At 50.9% G+C, this 22,852-nt stretch carries 20 protein-coding genes; 8 read left to right on the forward strand and 12 right to left on the reverse strand.

What is annotated here, in order from left to right; all coding sequences use genetic code 11:
- Window positions 1-138: 138 nt before the first annotated feature.
- From AC6R03_RS11370 to AC6R03_RS11380, 3 genes are read right to left on the reverse strand one after another with little or no spacing between them, the layout of a single operon-like run.
- On the reverse strand, window positions 139-1,068 hold the full coding sequence (locus tag AC6R03_RS11370; protein ID WP_500630806.1) for an ABC transporter permease: 930 nt from the start codon (window positions 1,066-1,068) through the stop codon (window positions 139-141).
- The gene (locus tag AC6R03_RS11375; RefSeq protein WP_500630807.1) at window positions 1,068-2,174 is read right to left on the reverse strand and encodes an ABC transporter permease; all 1,107 of its coding nucleotides are present in this window, start codon (window positions 2,172-2,174) and stop codon (window positions 1,068-1,070) included. Before AC6R03_RS11375 ends, AC6R03_RS11370 begins: the two co-directional genes overlap by 1 nt.
- Window positions 2,167-3,726, reverse strand: coding sequence for an ABC transporter ATP-binding protein (locus AC6R03_RS11380; protein WP_500630808.1), 1,560 nt, complete (start codon window positions 3,724-3,726; stop codon window positions 2,167-2,169). Before AC6R03_RS11380 ends, AC6R03_RS11375 begins: the two co-directional genes overlap by 8 nt.
- Window positions 3,727-3,953: 227 nt before the next feature.
- Here AC6R03_RS11380 and AC6R03_RS11385 point away from each other — a divergent pair, with 227 nt between their 5' ends.
- On the forward strand, window positions 3,954-4,610 hold the full coding sequence (locus AC6R03_RS11385) for a TetR/AcrR family transcriptional regulator (RefSeq protein ID WP_500630809.1): 657 nt from the start codon (window positions 3,954-3,956) through the stop codon (window positions 4,608-4,610).
- Here AC6R03_RS11385 and AC6R03_RS11390 read toward each other — a convergent pair.
- Window positions 4,594-5,460, reverse strand: coding sequence for an AraC family transcriptional regulator (locus tag AC6R03_RS11390; protein ID WP_500630810.1), 867 nt, complete (start codon window positions 5,458-5,460; stop codon window positions 4,594-4,596). The genes AC6R03_RS11385 and AC6R03_RS11390 overlap by 17 nt on opposite strands.
- A 188-nt stretch (window positions 5,461-5,648) precedes the next feature.
- Here AC6R03_RS11390 and AC6R03_RS11395 point away from each other — a divergent pair, with 188 nt between their 5' ends.
- Together AC6R03_RS11395 and AC6R03_RS11400 are read left to right on the forward strand one after the other, a co-directional pair.
- Window positions 5,649-6,803: an aminotransferase-like domain-containing protein gene (locus AC6R03_RS11395; RefSeq protein ID WP_500630811.1), complete on the forward strand. Its 1,155-nt coding sequence runs from the start codon at window positions 5,649-5,651 to the stop codon at window positions 6,801-6,803.
- 89 nt (window positions 6,804-6,892) lie between these two features.
- The gene (locus AC6R03_RS11400) at window positions 6,893-7,039 is read left to right on the forward strand and encodes a DUF2256 domain-containing protein (protein ID WP_500630812.1); all 147 of its coding nucleotides are present in this window, start codon (window positions 6,893-6,895) and stop codon (window positions 7,037-7,039) included.
- Between the two features lie 114 nt (window positions 7,040-7,153).
- On the opposite strand, the gene tkt is transcribed toward AC6R03_RS11400, so the two are convergent.
- Both tkt and tal read right to left on the reverse strand, forming a co-directional pair.
- Complete coding sequence (tkt, locus tag AC6R03_RS11405; RefSeq protein ID WP_500630813.1) at window positions 7,154-9,145, reverse strand: transketolase; 1,992 nt, start codon at window positions 9,143-9,145, stop codon at window positions 7,154-7,156.
- Window positions 9,146-9,226: 81 nt separating this feature from the next.
- Complete coding sequence (gene tal / locus AC6R03_RS11410; RefSeq protein ID WP_500628224.1) at window positions 9,227-10,177, reverse strand: transaldolase; 951 nt, start codon at window positions 10,175-10,177, stop codon at window positions 9,227-9,229.
- Between the two features lie 497 nt (window positions 10,178-10,674).
- Between tal and AC6R03_RS11415 the strand changes: the two genes are divergently transcribed.
- Window positions 10,675-11,673, forward strand: coding sequence for a sugar-binding transcriptional regulator (locus AC6R03_RS11415; protein WP_334551941.1), 999 nt, complete (start codon window positions 10,675-10,677; stop codon window positions 11,671-11,673).
- A gap of 48 nt (window positions 11,674-11,721) precedes the next feature.
- Here AC6R03_RS11415 and AC6R03_RS11420 read toward each other — a convergent pair whose 3' ends face one another.
- The 4 genes from AC6R03_RS11420 to moeA all read right to left on the reverse strand — a co-directional run bounded on the left by AC6R03_RS11420 (window position 11,722) and on the right by moeA (window position 16,709).
- Window positions 11,722-13,668: a methyl-accepting chemotaxis protein gene (locus tag AC6R03_RS11420; protein WP_500630814.1), complete on the reverse strand. Its 1,947-nt coding sequence runs from the start codon at window positions 13,666-13,668 to the stop codon at window positions 11,722-11,724.
- Window positions 13,669-13,789: 121 nt separating this feature from the next.
- Window positions 13,790-14,626 carry a sulfurtransferase gene (locus AC6R03_RS11425; RefSeq protein WP_500630815.1) on the reverse strand — a complete coding sequence of 279 codons (837 nt, stop codon included), beginning with the start codon at window positions 14,624-14,626 and terminating at the stop codon, window positions 13,790-13,792.
- A 77-nt stretch (window positions 14,627-14,703) separates the two neighbouring features.
- Window positions 14,704-15,462, reverse strand: coding sequence for a molybdopterin-synthase adenylyltransferase MoeB (gene moeB, locus AC6R03_RS11430; RefSeq protein WP_500630816.1), 759 nt, complete (start codon window positions 15,460-15,462; stop codon window positions 14,704-14,706).
- A gap of 11 nt (window positions 15,463-15,473) precedes the next feature.
- Complete coding sequence (gene moeA, locus AC6R03_RS11435; protein WP_500653664.1) at window positions 15,474-16,709, reverse strand: molybdopterin molybdotransferase MoeA; 1,236 nt, start codon at window positions 16,707-16,709, stop codon at window positions 15,474-15,476.
- Window positions 16,710-16,930: 221 nt separating this feature from the next.
- Here moeA and folE point away from each other — a divergent pair, with 221 nt between their 5' ends.
- Window positions 16,931-17,584 carry a GTP cyclohydrolase I FolE gene (gene folE / locus AC6R03_RS11440; protein ID WP_334551936.1) on the forward strand — a complete coding sequence of 218 codons (654 nt, stop codon included), beginning with the start codon at window positions 16,931-16,933 and terminating at the stop codon, window positions 17,582-17,584.
- A 187-nt stretch (window positions 17,585-17,771) separates the two neighbouring features.
- Complete coding sequence (dbpA, locus tag AC6R03_RS11445) at window positions 17,772-19,088, forward strand: ATP-dependent RNA helicase DbpA (protein ID WP_487901541.1); 1,317 nt, start codon at window positions 17,772-17,774, stop codon at window positions 19,086-19,088.
- Between the two features lie 69 nt (window positions 19,089-19,157).
- Here the strand turns inward: dbpA and msrB are convergent, their stop codons facing one another.
- Window positions 19,158-20,312, reverse strand: coding sequence for a peptide-methionine (R)-S-oxide reductase MsrB (gene msrB, locus AC6R03_RS11450; RefSeq protein ID WP_500631245.1), 1,155 nt, complete (start codon window positions 20,310-20,312; stop codon window positions 19,158-19,160).
- Window positions 20,313-20,535: 223 nt separating this feature from the next.
- Window positions 20,536-21,738, reverse strand: coding sequence for an aromatic amino acid transport family protein (locus tag AC6R03_RS11455; RefSeq protein ID WP_500631246.1), 1,203 nt, complete (start codon window positions 21,736-21,738; stop codon window positions 20,536-20,538).
- A gap of 334 nt (window positions 21,739-22,072) precedes the next feature.
- On the opposite strand from AC6R03_RS11455, the gene AC6R03_RS11460 reads away from it, so the two are divergent.
- Window positions 22,073-22,195 (forward strand): hypothetical protein, encoded by a 123-nt coding sequence (locus AC6R03_RS11460; protein WP_500631247.1) that lies wholly within the window; start codon window positions 22,073-22,075, stop codon window positions 22,193-22,195.
- A 58-nt stretch (window positions 22,196-22,253) separates the two neighbouring features.
- The gene (locus AC6R03_RS11465; protein ID WP_500631248.1) at window positions 22,254-22,838 is read left to right on the forward strand and encodes an acyl carrier protein phosphodiesterase; all 585 of its coding nucleotides are present in this window, start codon (window positions 22,254-22,256) and stop codon (window positions 22,836-22,838) included.
- The last annotated feature ends 14 nt before the right edge of the window (window positions 22,839-22,852 follow it).

Below are 22,852 nucleotides of genomic sequence, written 5' to 3' on the forward strand. Positions count from 1 at the left end.
TTTACGTGCTTCTTAGTTTCGATGGATTTGAGTGATGCGCGTGGTGGATGAGGGTGGTGTGATTCATTGTTGTGCGAAATGATACCGCCCGTGCACCGTTTTAATGCACGGACGCTATCACCACAATCATAAAAACAATCAATGGCGTTTGGGATCAAACGGTTTACCAAGGCTCATTGGCGTTGCCAATTTTTGGCGTAACTCGTTGGAACTGAGTAATACCATCACAACGATAGTGGCGACGTAGGGGGTCATGGCTAATAAGTTGGGCGAGATGTCCAAGCCGACCCCTTGCATCATTAAGTGCATAATCGACGTCAAGCCGAACAAGTAGGCACCAAGCATCAAGCGGCCCACTTTCCATGAAGCGAAGACCACCAGAGCCAGCGCAATCCAGCCTCGACCTGCTGTCATGTTCTCCATCCACATTGGGGTATAGGCTAAAGACATGTAGGCGCCCGCCAGTCCTGCAAGTGCGCCGCCCAGTAGCGTGACAAGGTAGCGTACTTTGATCACTTCAATGCCAAGGGCATTGGCCGAATGCGGGTTCTCACCGACAGCGCGGATCACCAACCCAGCGCGCGTCCGACTGAGCACCCAAGCACTAACACCGACCAGAACAAAGCTGGCGTAAACCAATAGATCATGTTGAAAAAGCAGCGGCCCAAGAAAAGGCAGATCGCTAAGCAGCGGAATTGCTATCGGTTGAAAGCCTTCAAGGGTGGCCCCCACTAAACTGCCGCCGAGGAAGGCGCTCAAACCAGTACCAAAAATAGTCAGTGCTAAGCCTGTCGCGACTTGATTGGCACTCAGGCTGAGTGTCAGTACACCAAAAATAAAGGCCATCGTCATACCTGCGACCATAGCAAGGAGAACGCCCATCGCGAGGCTGCCGGTGAAATACGCGCCGGCAAAGCCCGCCATGGCGCCCATCAGCATCATGCCTTCTTGGCCCAAATTCAGTACGCCGGTTTTTTCGCAAATCAGTTCACCAAGGGCGATGATGAGTAGCGGCGTGCCAGTTTTCAATGCTGCTATGAGCAGCGATTGGATAAGTAGTGCGTCCATTAGGCGGCTCCTTGGTGGTCAATTGGGTTAGTTTGAGTGCGGGCGAAAAGCGGTTTCACCATCACCAAGCGATAGTTGATTAAAAAGTCGCACGCAAGGAGGAAGAACAGCAAAGTACCTTGGAATAGGCCTGTCACCGCAGTAGGTAAGCCCAGCTCAATTTGCGCGAGATCGCTCCCCATATAGAGCACGCCCATAAACAAAGCCGCAATCACCACACTAATAGGATTTAAGCGCCCCAGATACGCAACGATGATCGCGGCGTACCCATAGCCTGGAGAGACAGACGGGATCAGTTGTCCAATGGGCCCCGTCACTTCCGCCGCCCCAGCAAAGCCCGCAAGCGCCCCCGCGAGAAGCATCACGCCCCAGACGAGTTTCTTTTCTGAAAAACCGGCGTATTTAGCTGCCGCCTTGGCCTCACCTAACACGCGCAGTTGGTAGCCGGGTAAGGTTCGAAACAAAGCAAATCCCGCGAGCAGCGCGATGCCAATGGCAATGACGATCGCCATCGAAGCTCGGCCGGATTCAAATAGCGGGCTTAGCATGACTGCATCGGCAAACATCACGGACTCTGGGAAACCAAACCCTTGCGGGTCTCTTAGCGGGCCATGTACCGCCCAGAGTAAGATATAGAGACCGACATAGTTGAGCATGATAGTGGTTAAAATGATGTTGGTGTGAAAACGTCGGTAGAGCAGGGTGGGGATGGCCGCCCAACCCGCGCCAGCCACCACACCAGCACCGATGGCGAGTACTAGATGAAGTGGACCTGATTGTTCGGTGGCGCTGATGGCAACCGCACTTGCTGCTACTGCGCCAATCAGCAGTTGGCCTTCAGCGCCAATATTCCAAATATTGGCGCGATAGCAGAGCGCCAAACCGACCGCACAGAGCATTAACGGCGTGGATTTCACCAACAATTCGCCGAGGTTATAACTGTCCTCAAACGGCATAACGACAAACACTTCAAAGGCGCGCACCGGACTGACATCAAGCCAGACAAACAGCAGGCTCGATAGCGCAAGCGTCAGCGTTATCGCAATGAACGGCGATAGCCACATCATCCACTGCGAGCTTTCCAATCTGGGTTCCACTTTAACCATGACTCACCCCCTGCGATTCGCTGCTTGCGCCTTGGTGGGAGGATGGCGATAAAAAGCCACCCGCGATCCATTCACCTAGTTGGTCGATAGAGGTGTCGTCGGTCTTTATGGCCGGAGAGACATGCCCTTCATAGATGGCGGCGAGGCGATCACAGATCATAAAGAGTTCATCAATATCTTCTGATACCACCAACACCGCAGCTCCTTGGTCACGCAGCGCAATCAGTTGGCGATGAATGGCGCTGGCTGCGCCGATATCCACACCCCAGGTCGGGTGGGCGCAAATCAGTAACGTCGGGGATTGAGCGATTTCTCGTCCCATGATGAATTTTTGCAGATTGCCGCCCGAGAGGCTTTTTGCTTGCGATTGCTCATTGCGACACTTGACCTGATTATCTTGGATCAACTGCTTGGCGAGTTGTTTGAGTTTGGGAAACTGAATCAAGCTCTTGTGATTTAAGTGGGCGGCGTGAGTCAGTAGCGTGTTCTCTTCCAAGCTCATCTCTGGTACTGCGCCTTGGCCAAGCCGGTTAGCAGGTACATAGGCAAGACCGCGTTTGCGCCTTTGCCCGGCATCAAGATGCCCAATCGCTTCGTCTTGCCATTGGATGCTGCCCTTACTGGCTCGTGTATCTTCGCCGCTAAGCGCCGCTAGCAGTTCTTCTTGGCCGTTTCCCGCCACTCCGGCGAGGCCAAAAATCTCGCCTGCATTAAGGCGAAGAGCGACGTCTTTTAATGCGCAGCCAAACGGGTGAGAGGCCTCGAGTGACAAGCCTTTCGTGTGCAGGACAGGGGCGCCGCCCTGCACTTTGTCATAGTGCTCTGAGAGGGTCGCATGCTCTCCAACCATCATCCTGGCAATGCTGTTGGGCGTTTCTTGGCTTGGGTCACACTCACCGGTCACTTTTCCGCCGCGTAGAATGACGGCTCGGTGGCATAAGGCGGTCACCTCTTTGAGCTTGTGGCTGATGAATAAAATGGCGCAGCCTTCTAAGGCAAGTTGGTTGAGCACCGCAAACAATCCTTCGATCTCTTGCGGCGCAAGTACTGAAGTCGGTTCATCGAGGATCAATAGCTTCACGTTTTGAATCAAACAGCGCAATATTTCAACACGCTGTCGTTCACCGATACTTAGGCTATGGACGTAACGATCGGGATCGACATGGAGCTGATATTGGAGACTTTTGTCGATGATCGTCTGTCTTAGGTTGTCAATGGTTGCCAGAAAGGCTTTATCCAATCCCAGCTCGATGTTTTCTAACACAGTGAGCGTTTCAAACACGGAAAAGTGTTGAAATACCATGCCGATCCCCATCTCTCTTGCTTGGGTCGGTGAGGCAATCGTGACTTCATGGTTGTTCCATAATATCGCACCGGATGTGGGCGTGTTTACGCCGTAAATCATCTTCACTAGGGTCGATTTCCCAGCGCCGTTTTCTCCAAGTAGCGCGAGAATCTCGCCGCTATGGAGTTTTAAATTCACTTTGTCATTTGCGACGACCCCTGGAAACACCTTTGACAGGTTCCAGAGCTCGAGAAGCGGTGCTGTCATGTTGAGCCAAGTCCTTTTGTTTTTTTTTGAATAGTATTGATGGGCTAAATGCAAAAAGCTGACCAATTGTTCAAGCCAACGTTGGGCTAGGCTCGCGATCCATACGGTGACAATCGATGAACTAAATCAGTGCGTATGCCTGCTCTTGGTGCAGATTCACAGGCTTGACAAGGCAATGAAATCGGGTGATTACTGTAAAAAGAGTCAGCATAAAACAAGGAGTCATTTTGAACGTCCAACTTGGGAAGGAAAAGCGCGCATCCTCGGGCGAAATCCGCAGGCGCAACGAACAGTTGATCTTGCAAGCCGCCGCCGATGAGTTTGTTAAGCATGGTTACAAAGGCACGTCGATACAAGCTATTGCAGACAGAGTGTCGCTGCCCAAAGCGAACATCCTCTACTATTTTAAATCCAAGTCAGGACTGTATAAGGCGCTACTGGAAGATATTCTAAACCTTTGGAATGACGGCTTTTCTGAAGATGCCATTCAGCGCGATCCTCAAGAAGTATTGCGGCGATATATCGTAGGCAAAATGCGTTACAGCCGCAGCCATCCGCAAGAGTCGAAAATTTTCGCTCAAGAGATCATCCAAGGGGCCCCCAACATCCGTGCGGCGATCCAATTTCCGGTTGTGGAGTGGTGCAGTGGCAAGGCGACCGTGATCAGCGCCTGGGCCGAGCGGGGGCTCATTCGTGCGGTTGACCCGTACCATTTGCTGTTTCTTATCTGGGGCGCGACGCAATTTTATGCCGACTTTGAAAGTGAGATTGAACTCATTAAAGGAGCTCAGCTCTCCGATGACGAGTATCAGCAGGCGCAAGAGTTTGTGGTCGATATGGTCCTGCGCGGCCTAAAACCGGATCCGGTCAATAAAAACCAATAGGCAGATAAAAATCGAGCTCAAAGTGTTCACTTTTGTTGGTGAAATGGTTATCGAAATAGTGCACGTAAGCCGGGGTAGAACCGAGCTTAAACCCTGACTGTGGCAGCCAACGTTCCAACACTTGACTGATTTGTGGTAGCAACTCCCCATACACGCCGGTCAAGCGAAACACGGCGTGTAACCCACCTGGAATCACCAACTGATTGACCAAGCTGCGTACCTTGATCGGTTTATCGATTTCAATACACGCCACATAGCGGCATTCGTCCAATTCTACCCAAGCGGGGTTGGAGTGGTGCAGGCCAAACTGGACGCTGGCGTCCCGCTGCTCTGAAAGCGCCCATGCATTGAGTACCGTCCACGCCTTTTTGATGGAACGGTTGTAGCCAGTATGACGAATATAGGCCGCAAAGCGCTCAGGCACCTGCTTGATTTGAGGCTCTGGTATCGGCTTATTGGCGGTGCGATGGTAGCCTGCAGCGATTTCTGGGTCCTTTAAATAGGTTTTGTCACCCGCGCGTAAATCTTGCTGACGCCACTCCCCCGGAGAGGCAGAAAACGTCGCTTTGAACGCTCGGCTAAACGACGAAACCGATTGAAATCCACAGCGCGCCGCGATGTCTGCCACCGAGGAGCCTTGGTCAAACATCAACTGGTTGGCGGCATACTCCATGCGGGTGCGACGAATGTACTTGTGCAGCGACTCACCGACAACCTGTTTAAACACGCGATGAAAGTGCTGTTCAGAATAGGCGGCGACGTTGGCAAGCGCTTTGCCAGGGAGATCACGGCTGATGTCTTTGTGGATGTAATACAGCACATCGTTGATGCGAGACAGGTGTTGGGCCATGGTTTGAGAAAAATCGCATAAATGGACATGTTGATAAGCATAAATGGACAGCGCAAAATGTGCAACGACAGGTAATATCGAACGCCATAACAGAATATTTCACTGCTCTCACTTGCCGTAAGTGAACAGCCTTTGATTAGGCGCAGCCAAGTGGTTGCGCTGCGAGTTTGAAACGCACAGGGTCCGATATGCACATTGCCAAGTCATTAGCCAACACGCCTTCTTCTTACATTCGCGAAATTCTTGCTGCTGCCTCAGACAAGAGTGTGATTTCGCTTGCGGGCGGTTTGCCCGATGAACAAACCTTTCCTATCGAATTGATGCGGCCGACGCTAGAGAGTTTGCACCTGCAACCTGACGTGTTTCAGTACGGTGCCACGGCAGGTTACGGGCCTTTGCTCGACTATTTAACCGATCACTACGATTTACCGTCCTCACACAGCGCGATGGTCACCACCGGATCGCAGCAAGGGCTGGATTTGATTGCGCGTGCCTACATTGACCCGCAAGACACAGTGGTGATGGAAGCACCAAGTTACCTCGGAGCGATGCAAGTCTTTGGGTTAGTGGAAGCGAATATCGTCACAGTGTCACAGACAGAGCAGGGGCCAGACTTGGAACAGCTTGAACAGGTTTTCCAAACTCAGCAACCGAAAATGTTCTACGCCGTACCGGATTTTCACAACCCAACTGGGGTGTGTTGGTCACTCGATACGCGTGAGCGCGTTGGTCAGTTGTGTGAACAGTATCAAGTCACCTTGATTGAGGACGCGCCATATCGCGAGCTGCGTTTTGCGGGCACGGCACTGCCAATGGCGTCAACGTTCTGCCCGCAACACTCGATTGTGTTGCGCTCCTTCTCCAAAATCGCCTCACCGGGTCTGCGTGTAGGGGTTGTGACTGGCAATACCACCTTCTTAGCACCACTGATCAAAATTAAACAAGGCGCCGATTTGCACTCCAGCGTACCGATGCAAGCGGTACTGCTTGGTCTGTTGCAAAACCCTGCGTTCAGTCAGCACATTGAGACGATTCGCACCTTGTACCAAGCGCGTTATCAGAGTTTATACCGCTCTCTCAAAGCTTCATTGCCTGCTGGCTGTGATGTACGCCCAGTACAAGGCGGCATGTTCGTCTGGCTCACCTTACCGGAGTGCGACAGCTTCAAGCTCGCTACCCAACTGCTTGAAAATAAAGTCGCGGTGGTCCCAAGTAACGTGTTTTACCCCGCCGGCGCGAAGGCCTTCCCAGCGCTGAGACTTAACTTCACCAATGCAACCGAGCTGGAGTTGACCATCGCCGTCGAGCGTTTGGTTGCAGGTCTCACCGATATTCTCAGTTAACCCCCACGCATGTCGCCTGATCGGACTGTGTCGGGTGACGTATCATCAAACATGACCCACTCATAAGATGATACGAGCCCACAGGCGACATGCACAAAAAACTGACCCTTCCCGAAAAAGTCTGCCCTATTTGCCATCGGCCGTTCCATTGGCGTAAAAAGTGGCAACGCTGTTGGGATGACGTGAAATATTGCTCTGCGCGCTGTCGCCGAGACAAGTTCCGTCGCGACCCATAAGTGGAAAGGCTGCTTAACAGCGTGTCATTTTAGCTTTCTTCGTTGAACGTTGAGACCGAAAAAAATGCCCCGCTATCACTAGCGGGGCATCGTTTATCACAGCTGAATCCGTCGTTAACCGATCAGTGTTTTCGCGGTTTTCACCACGTTTTCTGTCGTGAAGCCGAACATTTTGAACAGTTCGCCCGCTGGCGCGGATTCACCGAAGGTGGTCATACCGATGATCTTGCCGCCGAAGCCCACATACTTGTACCAGAAGTCCGCAATACCTGCTTCGATGGCGATACGTGCGGTCACATCTGATGGTAGTACGGCTTCACGGTAAGCGGCGTCTTGTTTGTCAAAGGCATCGGTTGATGGCATTGAAACAACACGCACTTTCTTCCCTTCCGCGGTGAGCTCTGCCGCAGCGTTAACCGCCAGCTCAACTTCAGAGCCTGTTGCGATAAGGATAAGCTCTGGCTTGCCTTCACAATCTTTCAGGATGTAACCACCGCGAGCGATGTTCGCGACTTGCTCTTCGCTACGCTCTTGCTGTGCAAGGTTCTGACGAGAGAAGATGAGAGACGTTGGGCCGTCTTTGCGCTCGATCGCGAGTTTCCAAGCGACAGCGGATTCCACTTGGTCACATGGACGCCATGTGCTCATGTTTGGCGTGAGACGTAGCGAGGCCATTTGCTCAACCGGTTGGTGAGTCGGGCCATCTTCGCCAAGGCCGATAGAGTCGTGCGTGTACACTTGGATGTTCTGAACTTTCATCAGAGCCGCCATGCGCATTGCGTTGCGTGCGTATTCCATGAACATTAGGAAAGTTGCGCCGTATGGCACGAAACCACCGTGCAGAGCGATACCGTTCATGATAGCTGTCATACCGAATTCACGTACACCGTAGTGGATGTAGTTACCCGATGCATCTTCCGCAGAAACTGACTTAGAGCCAGACCACATGGTGAGGTTAGAAGGTGCAAGGTCAGCAGAGCCGCCAAGGAATTCTGGTAGCATAGCACCGAACGCTTCTAGCGCGTTTTGAGACGCTTTACGTGATGCAATGTGTGCAGGGTTCGCTTGAAGGTCAGCGATGATGGCGCTGGCTTTCTCTTCCCACTCGGCAGGTAGCTCACCGTTTACGCGGCGTTTGAATTCTGCTGCAAGCTCTGGATATGCTGCTTCATAAGCTGCAAGTTTCTCGTTCCACGCTGCTTCCTTAGCTGCGCCTGTCTCTGTCGCGTCCCATTGCGCGTAGACATCTTTCGGAATTTCAAAAGGACCGTGCTCCCAACCTAGTTCTTTACGTGTCGCTGCAATTTCTTCAGCGCCGAGTGGTGCACCGTGACAGTCGTGTGAACCCGACTTGTTAGGTGAACCAAAACCGATGATGGTTTTCGTACAGATTAGAGTAGGGCGAGGGTCTGCTTTAGCGGCGATGATGGCGGCGTTGATCGCTTCAGGATCGTGACCGTCTACCGCTGGGATGACTTGCCAGCCGTACGCTTCAAAACGCTTCGGCGTATCGTCAGAGAACCAACCTTCAACGTGACCATCGATAGAGATGCCGTTGTCATCCCAGAATGCGATCAGCTTGCCAAGGCCTAGCGTACCCGCTAGAGAACAAGCTTCGTGAGAGATGCCTTCCATCAGACAGCCATCACCCATGAATGCGTAGGTGAAGTGGTCAACGATGTCATGACCCGGTTTGTTAAATTGCGCTGCAAGCGTTTTTTCCGCTAGCGCCATTCCGACTGCGTTAGTGATACCTTGGCCAAGTGGGCCAGTGGTGGTCTCGATGCCCGGTGCGTAGCCATACTCTGGGTGGCCAGGGGTTTTAGAGTGCAGTTGACGGAAATTTTTCAGGTCGTCAATCGATAGCTCGTAGCCGCTTAGGTGCAACAATGAGTAGATCAGCATAGAGCCGTGGCCGTTTGATAGTACAAAACGGTCACGGTCAGCCCACTCTGGGTTTGAAGGGTTGTGGTTGAGGTGAGAGCGCCACAGCACTTCTGCGATGTCTGCCATACCCATAGGTGCGCCCGGGTGACCTGAATTGGCTTGTTGTACGCCGTCCATGCTCAGCGCACGAATGGCATTGGCTAAATATTTGCGATCCATAATAAATACCGACTATTAGATGGTTTCTTAAAAAGATGTGAAGAGGGGAACGCAAACGTTCCCCTTTTTAAATTCTGTTGATTAAAGTTTCGCTTCAATCATGGCTTCAAGTTTGCCTTGGTCGACAGCGAAGTTGCGGATACCTTCTGCCAACTTCTCAACCGCCATTGGGTCTTGGTTGTGCTCCCATAGGAACTCAGCGTGTGTCATTGGTGCTGGACGCTCAGCGGCGCCTTTAGAGTCAACCAGTTTCTCAACCACTTCACCTTCAGCTGATTCGAGCTCCGCAAGAAGAGCAGGTGCGATAGTGAGGCGGTCACAGCCAGCGAGTTCGAGGATTTCGCCGATGTTACGGAAGCTTGCGCCCATAACGACGGTGTTGTAACCATACTCTTTGTAGTAGTTGTAGATCTTAGTAACAGAAAGTACGCCTGGATCTTCTTGAGCTTCGAAGTCACGACCTTCCTTCGCCTTGTACCAGTCCATAATGCGGCCAACGAATGGCGAGATGAGGAATACACCCGCTTCAGCACACGCACGAGCCTGAGCGAAAGAGAAGAGAAGCGTTAAGTTACAGTTGATGCCTTCTTTCTCGAGGATTTCTGCTGCGCGGATACCTTCCCAAGTAGAAGCCAGTTTGATCAGGATGCGATCGTTGGTGATGCCTGCATCGTTGTACATTTTCACCAGTTGGCGTGCTTTTGCGACACTGCCTTCGGTGTCGTAAGAGAGGCGAGCATCCACTTCGGTAGAGATACGGCCTGGAATGGTTTTTAGGATCTCTTTACCGATGTTAACAGCCAGCATGTCGCAGGTGTCTTGAACTTGTTGCGCTTTGTCGCTGCTTTGAGATTTTGCATAGGCAATCGCGTCATCGATAAGAGGGGCATACTCAGCAATTTGTGCCGCTTTAAGAATCAAAGATGGGTTCGTAGTGGCGTCTTCTGGTTGGTATTTTTTTATCGCTTCAAGTTCACCAGTGTCAGCGACGACAGTTGTCAGTTTACGAAGTTGTGCGAGTTTGTTGCTCATTTCGATCATCCTATTTCTTGGGTGTCCACATCCGTACCTAAGATGTGTGCGGTGCATTGGCAAGCGAGTGCGCGGATCGTCTTATGAATTTGATGCGTTAGTGTCATAAAAAGGCGAACCACGACCACAATGTTTCCAGCGTCTGAGCAGTTGTTGTGAACATTTGCTCTAACGTTGAGTAAATGATGGGTCCATAATTATCTGATCTGGGGTTAAAGTCAATGCTAGATCCTGATGTTCAGTGAGCTTTATCAAGCTTTATTTGTCTTGGCATGACGTCAAAAATTGATGAAACGTTTGCGCAGCCAAAGCTTGCAAGAACACTGGGTTGAACTGGGTCAAAATTCTTGTGAGAAAATGTATCAGCTGTGAGCAAATGTTGGTATTTGATGAGAGGGTGACATATGCTACGAGCTTGAGCGTTTGTTACAGACGGATATCCATTCCATCTGACTCGGTAAGTCCTGATTGAATTACAAGGACAGTAAAGGTGAAGCATGAGTAAAACACAGCAAGAGGTCTCGGTTGATAGCACCGATTTATTGACAGAAATCTCGGTGGCTTACTATCAAGATGGGGCAACCCAGGAAGAAATATCCAAAAAATTTGCCGTCTCGCGCGCCAAAGTCGGACGGATGTTAAAGCAGGCCCGTGACGAGGGCATCGTTGAAATTACCGTCAAATATCATCCAGTGTTCAGCGCCAAAATTGAGCAACGCTTGATAGAGCGCTTTGGCGTGAAGCGGGCACTCGTCGCGCTCGATCAGCCCAGTGAAGAGTTGCAGCGCCAGCAAGTGGCGGGGTTGGTCTCACGCTATATGGCGAGCACGTTACAAAATGGCACTGTGGTGACGGTCGGGCAAGGGCGCAACGTCTCAGCGGTCGCTCACCATGTCGGTGTGATCCCACAACGCGAGGTGAAATTTGTTTGTGGGATTGGCGGTATACACCCGCGCGGTGGGATGTTTAATGCTGACCATATTTGTCGTCAGTTTGCCAAAAGTTATGGCGGCAGTTCAGAAACCCTCTACGCCCCTGCTTATGCAGAGAACCGCGAACAAAAACTGGCGTTTATGCAAAACGGTACGGTAAAGCAGACGTTAGATCTCGCGCGCAAAGCCGATGTCGCCCTAGTGGGCATCGGTGACATGAGTGAAAACAGCTATATGGTCGATTTGGGCTGGTTCAGTGCCGAAGAAGTTGTTCAGGCGCGTATGCAGCAGGGGATCGTTGGGGATTTTGCTGGCTATGACTTTTTTGACATCCACGGCGTAAGTGCGACCACAGTGATGAGCGACAGGGTGATAGGGCTGGGCATAGAAGAATTTAGGCCCATCTCGCAGGTGATCGCCATAGCGGCAGAAAACAGTAAGCCTTTGGCTCTGCTGGGCGCATTGCGAACCGGCGTTATCGATGTTATCGCGACCAGTGTCAGCAATGCTTTGACCGTACTGAACTTGGATGAACAAATGAACCCAGCGGGGGATTCAAACTAGCACCACCGCGTCAGGGCGCGGTGGTGTTTTAGGTGTTTGTGAACTGGATTAAGCGGTCTTAAAGCGTTTCATTTGCATGTCGAGGTATTGCGCCACTTCTGCCAGTTCAGTAGCGGAAATCGCAATGTGTTTGATGGTTTCGCTGTTATCTCGAGTGATGTTGGCGGTTTCAGTGATGTTTTCGCTTACAGAATTGGTGACCATGCACTGCTCTTCGACCGCCGCGGCAATTTGCAGATTCGAGTCTTCGAGTTCACCGATGGTGCCATGAATCGCATTGAGCTTACCGGAGGTGACCTGCGCTTGGGTGTTGACGTGTGTGACTTTATCGTGGCTCGAATCGATGGATTTGCGAGCCGATTCCGCGCCAGATTGTAATTCACGAATCATGGCCTCGATCTGGCCCGTCGCATCTTGAGTACGTTTGGCAAGTGTTCTTACTTCATCAGCCACCACAGCAAAACCACGTCCTTGCTCACCAGCACGAGCCGCTTCAATCGCTGCGTTCAGGGCGAGTAAGTTGGTTTGCTCTGCAACACCGTGAATCACTTCCAATATCGAGCCGATGTTCATGGATTGATCATAAAGCGCGAGGACTTGCTCAGAGCCAATAGACATGGCTTCATCCGCGCTTTCAATGGCTTGCAACGTTTTCTCAACGTCACCTAGGGTTTCACTGATGTCTTGACCCGCGCGCTGAGTGAAACTGGCTCCGTCTGTGGCGCTTTGCGATATTTCGGTCGTGCTGGTGGAAAGCTGCTGCACGGCGGAGGCAATTTGATCCATTTCGGCACGCAGACGATCCGCGGATTGGTCTGTGGTGTGCGTGATCGCCTGCAACTCTTCTGACATGTGTCCGACTTTGATACACGAGTCCGCGACCGTCGCAACAATATCGCGCAGTGATTCAATGGTGTTGCGCATGTTACGTAATAGCTGCGCAATTTCATCTTTACCTTTGACCTCGACCTCAATCGACAGGTCGCCCTCTGTCAGAGAAGTAGAAACCTCTTGCACCTTCATCAACCCTTGTCGAATCGCTCGCGTGATCATGACTGCTGCTGTAAGTGACACCAGAATGGCAAGCAGAGTAAGAATCACGATCATTTCAATGGTTTGTGCTTTTTGTTCACTTAGCACCTCTGTAAGTGTGACTTGCTGGTCCATCGATTCAAGCTTGATCGCTTCGAGCTCATGAGAGATGTCTTCGCCCAACTCAAGCATGCTCTTTTCTGCTTGGTGCTGAGTGTCTCTCAGGGTAATGACTTGCTCAAAACCTTGTTCATAGGCTAGGCGCTGCACAATGAACTCAGCGAGCAGCGCCTTATCCTGGCTAGAGGTAATGAGATCGGCGAAACGTTTTTCAAGCGCTGGGATTTCAGTTTGAAAATAGGCACGAATGGTCTCGATGGTTTCCGGCTTCTCTTTGTGAAGGTAATTGAGCACTTCGATATTGGCGAGTAAGAATTTCTCCATCACCATCGACGAGTAATACTCAATATCGGCATCGCCGTTGCTGTGCGCAGATTCAATCATGGATTCGAGGTCGTATAGGGCCTTTTTCTCCAACTCCACCATGTCAACGAACACTTTCTGCTCCACTTGCTCGGCGGAGCGCTTAACCACATCAAACGCTTGATGGAATTGTTTTGCCTCGTCGAGCACCGCATTGAGGTGTTTGGTACGCAGTGGATCATCGGTGAGCTTCAAATCGTCTGAGATGATGCTGATCAATTTGTTGTAGCGTTGGTTGTAGATATCAAGTTGCTTGGGGGAGAGCGTGTTGGCGTATTGCAGGGCGCTCAAACGGACTTTGAGAAAATTGGCTTGTATCTCACCAGCCAGTGTCGTTTCTTTGGCAAGGTGACCGTACTGTTTGAAGTTTTGACTGGCGCCTGTCATACCCTGATAGCTGTACCATCCTGATATGGCGAAAAATATCAAACAAGTGGCAAACGCAAGCCTCAGTTTGTTTGCGATCGTCAGGTTGATCATGCCGCTTCTCCGCATTAATCCGTTAAACCTCAATTAAGCGTATACGCAAATAGGAGAAGCGCCATGTTTGAACAAATAAAACTTTAGTTTAGAAACGAATTACCACTAAATAGTGAGTGGGTTAGCACTCGATAGGCAGGTCAGGGCGACTTCCCCATTCCGTCCATGAACCGTCATAGACCTGCAGTTGGCGATGGCCGAGCTCATACGCCGCGAGGGCTAAAATGCAAGCGGTGACGCCAGAACCACAGCTGAATACTAACGGTTGGTTGTCCTTGTGCGACGCAAGGCGTGAGGCAAATGCCGAAGCGAGAGCGTCACGGCCTTTCATTTGCCCGTTGTCGATGAGTAAAGAAAAAGGCAAGCATTGAGAGTGTGGAATATGACCACTACGTATCCCTTCTCTGGGTTCCGGTACTTGGGCATCAAATCGGGCTTGTGAGCGGGCGTCAAGTATAGTGGCGCTTTTTGCGTTAGCAAACTCTAGGACAGCATCCGCATGGATAAATCCAGCTTGGCTACGTTGGCCCTCGAAGTTACCCAACCCTTTGGGTGCATTGTGGGCTGGTTGCGTCGCATAACCTTGCGCTATCCAAGCAGGTAGGCCGCCGTTAAGCACATAGACCTGCTCGTGGCCCATGCTTTTTAGCATCCACCACGCACGCGGCGATGCGAAAGTGCCCGTATTGTCGTACACCACAATCACACTGTCATTGTTTAAACCCAATGCTTGGGCTTGACGGTTAAAGGCGCTTTCACTTGGCATCATATGTGGCAAGCCATAACTTGGATCGTGAAAATCATCATCATAGTTAAAGCGCAGCGCGCCAGGGATCACCTGATCAAGCACTGGCGCAGGGGTATTGGGGATCTGGAATGAAATACTGGCATCCAATACCACCAGCTCTTGGCGATGAAGGTGCTCATGGAGCCAGTGGGCGTTAACGAGTGCTGACATTGATTTTCCTTATTCGTTTTCGGTGCTGATTTAGGTACGCCTGTTTGATGTGATTTGAGCGACGTCCAGACAGGCGGTTACTGCTGTGAGCCGCAGACCTGACAATCAGGTTGTTTCATCAGTGCCATTTCACGCCAGTTGAGTGTCAGCGCGTCAAACATGAGGAGTTTACCTTCACAAGGCTGACCAAAATGGGTGATGACTTTGATTGCCTCGAGTGTCTGCATCGCGCCGATAATTCCGACCACGGGAGACATAACGCCGGCCTCCACGCAGCTCAGCGCATTGGCGCCAAATAGCGCGCTCAGGCACTGGTAACACGGTTTGCGCGCGTCTTGGTAAGTGAATACGCTTACTTGTCCTTCCATGCGGATCGCTGCGCCAGAAACAAGTGGAACTTTATGAGTAAAACAAAGGCGGTTTAGCTGATTGCGTGTTTCTACGTTGTCACTGGCATCGATCACAAGAGAATGAACGCCAATCAGCTGGGAGAGACGAATGTCGTCCAAACGCGACTCGACGGTATGCACGACGACGTGCGGATTCAATTGACGTAGAGACTCCGCCGCAGATTGGACCTTTTTCTTGCCAATGTCTTGGTCATGATGGAGCACTTGGCGCTGAAGGTTCGACAGCTCAACCTCATCATCGTCAACCAAGGTCAAGGTACCGATGCCAGCAGCGGCGAGATATTGACTGGCCGCGCAGCCAAGGCCCCCGGCGCCCAGAATGAGGACAGAGGCCTCTTTGAGCGCTTCTTGACCGTCAAAATCAAAATCGCGCAAGATAATCTGGCGATTGTAACGGAGCATTTCTTGATCAGATAACATCACCAAGTTCCCCCTTATTAGTACAAGGTTGAATTAAAGAGCTGAATGTGAACGGTTTCGCCTTCGGCAACATTGCCCCGTTCGCGCTCCAAAATCACGAAACAGTTGGCAAGGCTCATAGAACGAAAAGCGCCAGAGCTTTGATTACCCGTCGTTTCAACCACAAATTGCCCATTTTCGATTCGGTAGATACCACGTTGATAATCGGTACGCCCCGGCGATTTTTTGAAGGCGGTTTTGGTTACGGCGGGAATCATTGGGGGCGCCTGCCACTGCGTGTGTCCGGCTAATTTCGCTAACATGGGTTGCACCAACACGTATAGGGTCAAAACCGCAGAGACGGGGTTACCCGGCAGCCCACAAAACCACGCACTGGAGAGTTGACCAAACGCGAACGGTTTGCCCGGCTTGATCGCTAGCTTCCAAAAACCAATTTCGCCGAGCTGTTCGAGGATGTCTTTGGTGTAGTCCGCTTCACCGACACTGACGCCCCCCGAGGTCACCACCACGTCAGCCAGTCTTTGTGCCTGTTCAAATGTTGACGCCAGCTTTTCAGGACAGTCTGGTACTATGCCTAAATCAATCGGCTCACAGCCAAAATTTTCAATCAGCGGTTTGATGCCGTAGCGATTGCTGTCGTAGATTTGTCCGTCAAGTAGAGGTTCGCCTAGTGGCTTCAATTCATCCCCTGTGGAGAAAAACGCCACGCGAGGTTTACGTACCACATCAACATGACTTACCCCCAGCGTCGCGATCATGGGAATATCGCGGGCCGTCAGTCTCGCCCCTTTGGGTAACACCACATCGCCTTGGCGAATATCATCTCCGGTCGGGCGAATATTGTTGTTGGGTTTGACATCGGTTTGCAGAAAGCGAACACCCTCATCACTCACTTCGGTATTTTCTTGCATGACCACGGCGTCGGCACCGTCAGGAATTTTTGCGCCAGTCATGATGCGAATGCAGCTTCCTGCTGGCCATTCACCTTCAAACGGTTGACCTGCGAAAGATTTACCCGCCAGTGGCAAGATCGCTTGCTTGGACAGATCCGCACGCCTGATGGCATAGCCATCCATCGCAGAGTTATCAAAAGGGGGCACATTAATAGGCGAGAGAATATCTTGTGCAAGGACAAAACCGATCGCGTCGGCGAGCGGTAAGCGTAGGGTGGTTTGAATCGGCTTAATCGGCGACAGCATTTTTTCCATCGCCTCTTCAATGGGCATTAGGCCCGGTGCGTCACAGCATCCCATAGAGTAAATTCCGTTGTTTTGATTATTATTCACCCCAAATAACCACAGGTGTTTAGGGTTGACGTAATGGTTGACACTCTACCATACAAAAAGCAGCACAAATCAATCCCCGTCAGTAAAATGTGGATGTAATTATTCAAAAATCCGAGTATCCTTGTCAGCCATCCGAAAGGGGTAAATATCCCGATTTGACGGCAGTTAGAGTATTAAGAGGAAGTCGAATGTCAGGTCTTAGCGAGTCCGCGAAGTTAGTAAAAGAGGCGCTAGAACGTCGCGGGTTAGAAACCCCGATGGTGCCCAACGAATTTAGCCGAGACGAAAAGAAGCAGAAGATCGAGCATCATATGCGTGAGATCCTCGCCCTGCTTGAGTTAGACCTAAGTGACGACAGTTTGGAAGAGACGCCGCATCGCATCGCCAAAATGTACGTGGATGAGATTTTCTCTGGCTTGGATTACGCCAACTTCCCTAAGATCACCGTGATCGAAAATAAGATGAACGTCAGTGAGATGGTCCGTGTTAAAGACATCACCGTGACGAGCACTTGCGAGCACCACTTAGTGACGATCGATGGTCGTGCAGCGGTGGCGTACATTCCGCGCGGTAAAATCATCGGTTTGTCCAAAATTAACCGCATCGTACGATTTTTTGCTCAGCGTCCACAGGTCCAAGAGCGAATGACTCAGCAGATCTTGGTGGCCTTGCAAACCTTATTGGAGTCGGACGATGTCGCGGTAACGATCGATGCCACTCACTATTGTGTCAAATCTCGCGGCGTAATGGACGCGACCAGCGAAACCACCACCACGGCGTTGGGGGGAATTTTCAAATCGAACCCCGCGACCCGACATGAGTTTTTACACGGTATTCGATAGATAAGTAAAAACCGCTTCTTGTGAAGCGGTTTTTCGTTTTACCCATTTTAAGCGTTACGAGCGCAGACCAAGCGCTTGTTGCAGTCGCCACCGCGCGAACCCATATTGAAACAACAAGGACACCAGAGTGAACCTTTCATTTGACCAACTTAACCTCAAAACCGAACTCAAGCAGACCCTAGATTCGATGGGCTACACTGAGATGACGGCCATTCAGCAGCAGGCGTTGCCGCTTATTCTCGACGGGCAGGATGTCATTGGTCAGGGGAAGACGGGCTCTGGTAAAACCGCGACCTTTTCTCTTGGCGTGCTGAACAATCTGAATGTGGGTCGTTTTCGTGTTCAATCATTGGTGCTGTGTCCTACTCGAGAGCTGGCTGACCAAGTGGCGACCGAGATCCGCACGCTGGCGCGAGGCATTCACAATATCAAGGTACTGACGCTGTGTGGCGGCATGCCAATGGGCCCTCAAATTGGCTCATTAGAGCATGGCGCGCATATTTTGGTCGGTACACCGGGGCGTTTGTTGGATCACCTCAGCAAAGGTCGTATCAATCTTGATGAGCTGAACACTCTCGTTTTAGACGAAGCGGACCGCATGCTGGACATGGGTTTTGAAGAGGCCATTGATGCCATTTTGGCTGAGGCGCCAACAGATCGTCAAACCTTGCTGTTTAGTGCCACTTTCCCAACCAACATCGACAGCTTAGCGCACAAAGTGATGCGCGAGCCTAAGATCGTTAAAGTCGAGTCGACCCACCAAAGCAGCACCATTACTCAGCAGTTTTTCCAACTGGAGAGTACCGAGCAAAGAGACGATGCCCTTGAGGCATTGCTTCTGACGCATAAACCTGAGTCGTCAGTGGTGTTTTGCAACACCAAGCGAGAAGTGCAAAACGTGACGGATGAGTTGTCTCAGCGCGGTTTTAGCGTGGTCGAGTTACACGGCGATATGGAACAGCGTGAACGTGAACAAGCCTTGACTCGCTTTGCCAACAAGAGCATTTCTATTTTGGTTGCCACTGATGTGGCGGCGCGCGGATTAGATGTCGACAACCTTGATGCAGTCGTCAACTTTGAGCTGTCACGCGATCCTGAAGTGCATGTTCACCGAATTGGCCGTACCGGTCGTGCGGGCGCAAAAGGGATGGCATTGAGCTTTTTCAGTGAAAAAGAGCAGTACCGCGTAGCGCGAATTGAAGAGTACATGGACATAGAGATCACACCACAATCGGTGCCGGAAAAGCCGATGGAAAGACCTTATTATCCAGCGATGCAAACCATCCAAATCCTCGGCGGTAAGAAGCAAAAAGTGCGCGCGGGCGATATCTTAGGAGCGTTGACCAAACAAGCAGGCATTGATGGCAGTAAGATTGGCAAAATCAACATCCTACCCATGGTGTCTTATGTCGCGGTGACGCATGATGCCGTCAAAACGGCATTAAAACAGCTGCAAACCGGCAAGATGAAAGGCCGCACCTTTAAAGCGCGTGTGATGAAATAATCGTCATTACACTCGATGGAAAAACAAAAATAGCCAGCGTCTTTGCTGGCTATTTTTATGGCGATTCAATCAACCTTCGAATAAATAGAGATAGTGCTCGTAGCCCTGTGTAGCCATCTCCTCAAGCGGAATAAATTTCATTGCCGCTGAGTTCATGCAGTAGCGTAACCCTGTTGGCGCCGGGCCATCTTTAAAGACGTGGCCTAGGTGAGAATCAGCGAATCGACTGCGTACTTCCGTTCTTGGGTAGATGAGCTTAAAGTCGGTTTTAGTGACAATGTAACGCTCATCGATCGGCTTGGTAAAGCTCGGCCAGCCCGTGCCTGATTTATATTTATCGGTTGATGAAAACAGCGGTTCACCAGTGACGATGTCCACGTAGATGCCAGCTCGTTTGTTGTCCCAATATTCGTTGTCAAATGGGCGCTCAGTCCCTTCCTCTTGGGTTACGTAGTATTGCAGATCGGTTAGGCGAGCTTTGAGTTCGTCATCGCTCGGTTTCACGTAGGTTGTCACCTCTGATGTCGAGCCACTGGCTTGACCGGAACTTTGGTCGATCATCTCACGCAGCGTCACTGGGTTTTCGTTGCGGTCTTCACCAAAAATCGAGTCCAGATATTGGTCGCGTCCAGATGCGTAGCGATAGTAGTTGTAACGCACTTTACTCTTTTTGTAGTAGTCCTGATGGTACTCCTCTGCAGGCCAGAAGGTATCAAACGCAATGAGCTCTACTTTCAGTGGCTTTTTAAACACGCCTAACTTGTCCACCTCGGCGAGGAATTGGCTGGCAATATCGCGCTGTTGGGGGTTGTGATAGAAAATGGCGGGGCGATAGTGACGACCTCGGTCAACAAATGAGCCCTGGTCATCGGTAGGATCGATATGACGCAGCAGCTGATCGAGCACTTGCTCATAGCTTACTTGAGAGGCATCAAAGGTCACCTGAATCACTTCGATATGCCCGGTTTTGCCTAAAGAGACTTGTTTATAGGTCGGATTGTCGAGCGTACCACCGGAATAGCCGGACACTACATCAATCACACCGTCCAACTTTTCTAGATCCGATTCCGTGCACCAGAAACATCCGCCGGCGAGCGTTGCGGTTTCTATCTGAGCGGCGTTCGTTGAGGGGCTATCTCCCGCGCTTTGTGTATGACCAAGAAAAGACGTCGCCACTGCCGCAATGGCAATAAGGGCTAAGGTCACGTGACTGTTCAGTTTCATATCAACCTCGTTGAATTTGACTATCTCTACACAAGACAGAGCCAGTTACGAAAAACTTTCACATAAAATCGTCTCCCTATACTCCTATTCCACCCCCAACGATCAAACTCGCTCCCACAACCCACAACCCACAACCCACAACCCACAACCCACAACCCTCATACGCAAAAAAGGCAGCCACGCTGCCTTTCCATCATCCATAATCACTGACTATTAATGTTGCTTAACCCAGAGCTGGGAGCCAACCTGCAGTGATGAGCACTTGCGCGCCGACAATGATAAACCCACTCAGCCCACATATGTTCAGCGCTATGTTGCCACCGATGACTTGATAGCCCGCGCTTTGATGAGTTTGTCTTGAGCGCTTCACCATCCATACAGGTAGGAATATCGCCAATACCGCCAAGGCAATCGCCGCGTAACCGAGCGCCATAATAAAGCCTTCAGGATAGAAAAGGGCAAAGCCCATCGGCGGCAAGAAGGTCACGACGCCGATGACCCAACGATTAGGGCGGCGTGTCGATGTCGTCAGCGAATCGCCGAGGAACTCGAACAAGCCTAAACTGACACCGAGGAACGAAGTCAGCAGTGCAAGGTCAGCAAACAGGCCGATAGTTTGCGCCAAGTTAGATTGATGGACTTGTTCGCCCAAGGTGCGAATGAGCGCGCTCAGGCCTTGGTTGTCCATCAGCGTACTTTGACTGACGACGCCCAGAGTCACCAACTGCCAAAATAGGTAAATCACCAAGGGGATCGCCGAGCCAATCATAATCGCTCGGCGCAGTGAGGTCGTGTGGCCGTCCAAGTAATTCACAATGGCGGGAATACTGCCGTGAAAACCGAATGAGGTGAAAATCACGGGAATAGCGGCGATGATCAAACCTTGCTCAATCGGAAGGCTCAGTAGGTAAGATTGTGTCACATTGGGTGCTAGGAAGGTCAGCACCAACGCCATCGCGAGCAGCTTCACGCTAAAGAGTACGCGATTGACTTTATCCACGGTGCTTGTGCCAATGGTCACCACGACAGCAACAATGAGTGTAAATACGATGGTGGCGATGGCAGGTGAGACCTCAATTGAGGCAATTTGCGTTATACGCTCACCAAACTGCGCGCCACCCCCTGCGATGTAAGCAGCACAGAGTGCATAGAAGAGAAACATCATGGCAAAACTGGCGAGCCACTTTCCTCGCTTACCGAGAAATTGCTCGGCCAATGTGTGCAGTGTCGCTTTGGTGTCGGCGTGTTGATGCAACTCGACCATCAATAGCGCGGTGTAAGCCATCAGCGCCCACAAGACGAGCATGATGAGTAGAGAGGTGGAAAATCCGATCCCAGCGGACGCAAGTGGCAGGGCAAGCATACCCGCACCTATGGTGGTACCAGCAATGATCAAAGTACTACCGAAAACCTTTGATTTAGACATGTATGAAATTCTTTACGTGTTATTGGTGTTTGGTTAGAGAATAATGGCGTTAATAAGGGCAGGGTTAGTGCTTTATTTAACTTGATGGTGATTATGTTGGAGCTTTCCCTTGAGATCAAGTGAAATGTACAGATAAAACTCCATTAATGTACATATTTATTTACAATTGGCTGTGTAATGCCTATTCGGGCGGTCATGCAAACGTTTTGCACTGCATCTCAGTGCGCTATCCAGTGCCAAGGGGTTTTACTTTTCAAAAAAGTGTCATATAACAGACGTATAAAGGAGACCTGCTCGAGGCTCGGGCAGGGGAAATGAAGAATAAGGAGGTCTTATGAGTGACCAAGCAATCAACGAAGAGAATCTTGAACTCCTCGATGCGATGGAAATCGGGTTTGATCTATCAAACTACGATGAAGAAACACTCGAACTTGCCAAAGAAATCTTTGGTCAGTAAGTGTTACCCAACCCTCTTTTAGAGAATAGCCAGTGCAGATGCGCTGGCTTTGTGTTTTATGAACTACCTTGCTCACCTACATATCGCGACCGCGTGTGATTCAAACCTAATGGGAAACTTGCTCGGGGATTTTGTTAAAGGTAACCCTGAGGGGCGTTTTCATCCGTCGGTGGTGGATGGCATTAAGTTGCACCGATTTGTCGATTCGTACACCGACCGCCACCCATTAACCGCGCAGGCAAAGTTGCTTTTCGCCCGTGAAAAAAGGCGTTATGCGCCCATCGCGTTAGATATGTTCTGGGACCATGCGTTAGCCTGCCGCTTTGATGAGTATCATCCCGTCTCGCTTGAGCAATTCAGTCAATCTGCGATGCGCACCGTTCTACGCCAAGCTCAGCAGACAGAGCAGCCACTACCTGAACGTTTTATGCGTGTTGCTAACGCAATGCACCAAGATCAATGGTTGAGCTCGTATCAAGAGCTCGACAACATCCGCTTTGCACTGAGCCGAATTGCTCAGCGCTCGCCTAGAATGACGCCATTGGGGCATTGCGGTGAGGATTTAAGCAGAGAATCTGCTCACTTAATGGCGATTTTCGACCAATTGTATTCAGACGTACTCAACGCTGCGCACAGTTTCTGATAGAATCGCCGACC

The organism is Vibrio sp. R10-SG-ISO4 (assembly GCF_059834135.1).